This window comes from Coprococcus sp. AF21-14LB (assembly GCF_003458885.1).
Taxonomy (GTDB): domain Bacteria; phylum Bacillota; class Clostridia; order Lachnospirales; family Lachnospiraceae; genus UBA9414.
In genome coordinates this window covers 1-6,058 of record NZ_QRVX01000085.1, presented here as the reverse complement: position 1 = coordinate 6,058, position 6,058 = coordinate 1, and the positions used below count along the sequence as shown (strand labels likewise).

Here is a 6,058-nt window from a genome sequence, read left to right as displayed (position 1 = left end):
CTTTAACATTATTCTATAATCAATATATAATATACTAATATTTTTATAAGTCTTTTTATTTCCAGTTATATTGTAAGAAAGGCTAGAACTCTTCTTTTGGAGAAAAAGTCCTGCCTAATACTTAATATCATCTTTTCAAATTTTCTTAATATGTTCCAAGTCCAAACTCTTCATGTACTGCATTCAGCGCTTTATCCAAATCGCTTTCTGCAATCAATACCGTAATGCGGATCTCTGAAGTAGATATCATATTGATGTTAATCCTGCTATTATAAAGAGCCTCGAACATCTGCGCTGCCACGCCAGGGTTAGACATCATACCATCTCCTACAACAGATACTTTTGCCACATCTTTTTTGTACTTTACTTCTTTGATCGTCAACGCCTCTTTATGTTCTTCCAACACATTCAGCGCGGCTTCCAAGTCACTCTCTGCTACAGTAAAGGAGATATCCTTTGTTCCTTCGCGTCCGATCGACTGCAAAATAATATCGATATTAATTTTATTTTTTGCAAGTGTATTGAAAATCTTAAATGCAACACCCGGTTTATCATCAATTCCAATCACGGAAATCCTTACAATGTCTTTCTCTCCCGCTACGCCTGTAACTAACATTCTTTCCATTTTTACCGTCTCCTTTACAATCGTTCCTTCATTTTCATTCAAGCTGGAACGCACAACTAACTGCACTCCGTATTTCTTTGCCATTTCTACGGAACGATTATGCAGTACCTTTGCACCGTGAGCTGCTAACTCCAACATTTCGTCATATGTAACTGCTTCCAGTTTTCTTGCATTTTTAACAACTCTTGGATCTGCTGTGTATACACCGTCCACATCTGTGTAAATCTCACACTGATCCGCATGAAGTACTGACGCAAGCGCCACTGCTGTTGTATCAGAACCGCCACGTCCAAGCGTTGCATAATCATCATATTTGTTCACTGCCTGAAATCCTGTCACAATAACGATCTTACCGGATTCTAATTCATGGTAGATTCTCTCTGTATCCACTTTTTTAAATCTGGCATTTCCGTAGGTAGATGTGGAATACATCATTACTTGAAATGCATTTAATGACACCGCCGGAATTCCAAGTGCATTGATTGCCATTGCCATTAAAGAAACAGATACCTGCTCCCCTGTTGTCAATAACATATCCAATTCTCTCTTTGACGCGTTCGGATTAATCTCTTTCGCTTTTTCCAGCAATTCGTCAGTTGTATCTCCCATTGCAGAAAGAACCACCACTACTTGATGACCTTTTTTATAATCTTCAATGCATCTGCGCGCCACACGATAGATCCGCTCTTTGTCAGCAACAGATGAACCTCCAAATTTTTTTACTATCAGCATATTTTCCTCCAATATGATACGGATTCTCTGAAAATACCCGCGAATTTTCTTATACAAACTCTGCAATAGCGCTATTCTCTGCCTGCTATTTTCAGATAATGCACTCCTTCTCTTCCCTCTAATGCCTCAATCATATCCTCCATATTTCCGGTAGAAGAAAGGACTTCAAGACTTAATGTTACTGTTGCCACTCCATTCAGCGGAATGCTCTGATGAATCGTCAAAATATTCGCTTCATATTCTGCTATCATCGCCAACAGCTCCGTCAGTACACCCGGACGATCATCCATCTGAATCACAATCGTGATTGTTTGCCCTTTTTCAGTTTCATGGAATGGAAAAATATCATCTTTGTATTTATAAAAGGAACTCCGACTGATTCCAACCTGATCTGCCGCTTCCTGGATCGTCATCTTCTTTTCTGTCATCAGAAGACGTTTTACCTGTACAACTTTCAAAAGCACTTCCGGAAGCGCCCGCTTCGTTACTACATAATATCTTGCTTTATCCATAGTTCCTTCCCCCATTCTTTATCCGAGACTTAACTGTTTCAGATATGCGTTCATAAATGTATCTAAAGCCCCGTCAAGGACAGCCGTTACGTTACCGTTCTCTACATTTGTCCGATGATCTTTTACTAATGTATATGGCTGCATAATATACGAACGGATCTGATTGCCAAATCCAATCTCTTTTACTTCTCCACGGATACCTGATACCTTATCTGCCTGTTCCTGCTGTTTGATCAGATACAGCTTCGCTTTCAGCATCTGCATTGCCTTTTCTTTGTTGCTGAACTGCGAGCGTTCATTCTGACATTGTACCACAATCCCCGTTGGCAGATGCGTAATCCTAATGGCAGAGGAAGTTTTATTAACATGCTGTCCACCGGCGCCGCTGGCCCGATAAGTATCAATCTTCAAGTCATCCTCGTTAATCTCTACGTCAATTTCCTCTTCAATATCCGGCACAACATCGCAGGATGCAAAAGAGGTCTGACGTTTTCCCGCTGAATTAAACGGTGAAATCCGTACAAGGCGATGTACACCTTTTTCAGATTTCAGATAACCATACGCATTCGCCCCATTTACCTCAAAGGTAATCGCTTTGATTCCGGTAATATCGCCTGCCTGATAGTCCAGTACGGTAATGGAAAATCCTTTCTGTTCGGACCATCTTGTATACATTCTGTAAAGCATATTCGCCCAGTCACAGGACTCCGTTCCTCCTGCGCCTGCATGAAGTGTCACAATGGCAGAATTCTTATCATATTCTCCTGAGAGAAGCGTTTCAATGCGCAGCGCTTCGTATTTCTCTTCAAAAGAACTGATCTCCCGTTCAATCTCCTTCAACATGCTCCTGTCATTTTCTTCATCTGCCATTTCGATCAGAAGTATCACATCTTCAAAATGTCCGGAAAGTCCTTCCATCGCTTCCAGCGTATCTCTAAGCGCTTTCACTTCTTTTGTTACCTCTTGAGACTCTTCAGGATTTTCCCAGAAATCCGGAGATTCCATTTTCTTCTCCAGCTCTTCCAGTCTTCGTTTCTTTCCCGCAATGTCAAAGAGACCCCCTGAGTTCTTCAAGCGGTTCTTCATAAGCGCTGATCATACTTTTTAATTCATCCAGTTCTATCATCTGCATCCTCCTTTTCACTGATAGCCGCATTTCTCATTGCTGCATATGCAGTCTTCTATAAGTGGCAAAGGTGTGTCAGAAATCCTGCCACACCTCTTCCTGCTGTTCTATTTATTTCGTCCGCAGCACTGTTTGTATTTTTTACCACTTCCGCATGGACACGGATCGTTCGGATATACTTTCTTTTCCGCACGTTTCTTTGGTTCATGTAAAGCAGTATCATCTTTGTTTGTTCCTGTTACTTTCGCTGCCTGCTGGCGCTCTGCTTTCTGTTCAATCCGTACATTCATCAGAGTTCGCACAGTATCTTTTGTAATCGTATTGGTCATGTCGCCAAACATCTCATAACCAACCATCTTGTATTCTACAAGCGGATCTCTCTGTCCATAGGCCTGAAGACCGATTCCCTGACGCAGCTGATCCATATCATCAATGTGATCCATCCATCTTGCATCAATTACTTTCAGAAGAACAACGCGCTCTAACTCTCTCAAATGCTCTGCTTCCGGGAATTCTGCTTCTTTTGCCTCGTAAGCTTTTACTGCACGCTCTTTTACAAGATGCTTTAATTCTTTCTGCTGCATTCCTTTCACATCTTCTGCTGTTACCGGTTTCATCGGTACCACTGCCAGAAGGTCTACATTCAGAGCTGTCAGATCCCAGTCTTCATAATCCATGTCCGAAGAAATATTCGCATCTACTGTGGATTCTACGAAATCTGTAATCATATGGAAGATAGAATCTCGCATATTCTCCCCGTCTAACACTTTACGGCGCTCTTCGTAAATCAGTTCTCTCTGTTCATTCATAACCTGGTCATACTCAAGAAGGTTCTTACGAATTCCAAAGTTATTGTTCTCGATCTTCTTCTGTGCCTTCTCGATTCCGCTTGAAAGCATCTTATGCTCTAACTGCTCACCGTCTTCGACACCGAGTTTATTAAAGATATCCATTAACTTCTCAGAGCCGAAAAGACGCATCAGATCATCTTCCAGAGAAATATAGAACCGTGACTCTCCCGGATCTCCCTGACGTCCGGCACGTCCGCGCAGCTGATTATCAATTCGTCTGGATTCATGACGTTCTGTACCGATAATCTTCAGGCCTCCGGCTGCCTTTGATTCATCATCCAGCTTAATATCTGTACCACGTCCTGCCATATTCGTCGCAATCGTAACAGCGCCGTGGCGTCCTGCCTCAGCAACGATCTCCGCCTCAAGTTCATGGAATTTTGCATTCAATACATTATGTTTAATTCCGCGCTTTTTCAGCATCTTGCTCAAAAGTTCAGAAACTTCAATCGTAATAGTACCGACAAGCACCGGCTGTCCTGTCTGATGTGCCCGTACCACCTCATCAACGACTGCTTCGTATTTCTCGCGTTTTGTCTTATAAACAACATCATCTAAATCTTTTCTCTGAACCGGAAGATTCGTAGGAATCTCAATAACATCCATACCGTAAATATCGCGGAACTCTTTCTCCTCTGTCAGAGCAGTACCTGTCATACCGGACTTTTTCTGGAATTTATTAAACAGGTTCTGGAATGTAATCGTTGCAAGCGTCTTGCTTTCTCTTCTGACAGCTACATGCTCTTTCGCCTCAATCGCCTGATGCAGTCCGTCTGAATAGCGGCGTCCCGGCATGATACGACCTGTAAATTCATCAACAATTACAACTTCTCCTTCCGGAGTTACAACATAATCCTGATCCTTATGCATCAGATTATGCGCCCGCAATGCCAAAATCACATTGTGCTGGATCTCCAGGTTCTCTGCATCCGCAAGGTTATCAATATGGAAGAACTTCTCAACCTTCTTAACACCTTCTTCTGTCAGATTGACATTCTTATCTTTCTCATTTACGATGAAATCGCCTGTCTCTTCGATATCCTCTCCCATGATGGCATTCATCTTTGTAAATTCTCCGCTGGCTTCTCCTCGTTCTAACTGTCTTGCCAGAATATCGCACGCATCATAGAGCTTTGTAGACTTATTGCTCTGTCCGGAAATAATGAGCGGTGTTCTCGCCTCATCGATCAAAACAGAGTCAACCTCATCGATGATTGCATAATGAAGCCCTCTTTGTACAAGCTGCTCTTTATAAACGACCATATTATCTCTCAGATAATCAAATCCCAGTTCATTATTCGTAATATATGTAATGTCACAGTTATATGCCTCGCGGCGCTCATCATTGTTCATGGAATTCAGGACGACACCAACTGTCAAGCCAAGAAAACGATGAATCTGTCCCATCCACTCTGCGTCACGCTTTGCCAGATAGTCATTGACAGTAACGATATGTACCCCTTTCCCTTCAAGGGCATTCAGATATGCCGGCAATGTGGAAACCAATGTCTTACCTTCACCGGTACGCATCTCTGCAATACGTCCCTGATGCAGGATTACACCGCCGATCAGCTGTACCCGGAAGTGCTTCAGTCCGATCGTTCTGACCGCTGCTTCTCTGACAACCGCAAATGCTTCCGGAAGAATGTCATCCAGTGTTGCTCCTTCTGCCAGTCTTTCTTTAAATTCCTTTGTTTTTCCTCTTAATTCCTCATCGGACAGCTGCTGCATGTCGCTGTCCAGTGATTCAATATAATCTACAATCGGATAAATCCGCTTCAGCTCATGTTCACTGTGCGTACCGAAAATTTTCTCAATGAAACCCATATGTCTTCTCCTTCATTTCTATCTAATGTTAAGACTACTCTACATTCTAACACTATACGTCATTCAGTTCAACCAAATTCTCACGAAAAGCAGGGCAACCGCATAAAATATCCATTTAGAGAACTATTTCCCTAGATGGATATTTTTAAATATTTTCTACAATTTTCTCAAAAATCAATTCCTGCACATATTCTAAATGATATGTATATAACATACTCATCTTTTTATAGGTCATTTTTTTCTTCTTGTCAAATCGTTTATCCAATTTCATAAGATTATAACAGATCTTTCGGATCAGTGACAGATTTTGCATCGCTTTTTCTGCTTTGATTTTACATGCATCCTCTCGAAAATGAACATCCAACACCCAATGAAGATTGTTTTC

At 41.8% G+C, this 6,058-nt stretch carries 4 protein-coding genes and 1 pseudogene; all 5 read right to left on the bottom strand.

The genetic code is table 11. The features are described 5' to 3' along the window. Positions 1–145: 145 nt before the first annotated feature. Entirely contained in the window at positions 146–1,357 is a 1,212-nt protein-coding gene (locus tag DWX73_RS12675; protein WP_118349077.1) for an aspartate kinase, read from the bottom strand. Positions 1,358–1,428: 71 nt separating this feature from the next. Next, positions 1,429–1,869 (bottom strand): ACT domain-containing protein, encoded by a 441-nt coding sequence (locus DWX73_RS12670; protein ID WP_118349076.1) that lies wholly within the window; start codon positions 1,867–1,869, stop codon positions 1,429–1,431. Between the two features lie 18 nt (positions 1,870–1,887). Further along, positions 1,888–2,995 (bottom strand): peptide chain release factor 2 gene (gene prfB / locus DWX73_RS12665; protein ID WP_118349075.1). Its coding sequence is split into 2 segments (ribosomal slippage): positions 1,888–2,919 and positions 2,921–2,995, totalling 1,107 coding nucleotides; the frame shifts between segments, so codons are not numbered across the junction. 107 nt (positions 2,996–3,102) lie between these two features. Continuing rightward, positions 3,103–5,673 (bottom strand): preprotein translocase subunit SecA, encoded by a 2,571-nt coding sequence (secA, locus tag DWX73_RS12660; RefSeq protein WP_118349074.1) that lies wholly within the window; start codon positions 5,671–5,673, stop codon positions 3,103–3,105. Positions 5,674–5,818: 145 nt separating this feature from the next. Next, positions 5,819–6,058: pseudogene (locus DWX73_RS13595) on the bottom strand (hypothetical protein); the annotation flags it as partial.

What these genes read in the sequence shown, in the direction of transcription:
- secA (WP_118349074.1), bottom strand. Translation starts at nt 5,673, where the DNA reads ATGGGTTTCATTGAGAAAATTTTCGGTACGCACAGTGAACATGAGCTG.
- DWX73_RS12670 (WP_118349076.1), bottom strand. Translation starts at nt 1,869, where the DNA reads ATGGATAAAGCAAGATATTATGTAGTAACGAAGCGGGCGCTTCCGGAA.
- DWX73_RS12675 (WP_118349077.1), bottom strand. Translation starts at nt 1,357, where the DNA reads ATGCTGATAGTAAAAAAATTTGGAGGTTCATCTGTTGCTGACAAAGAG.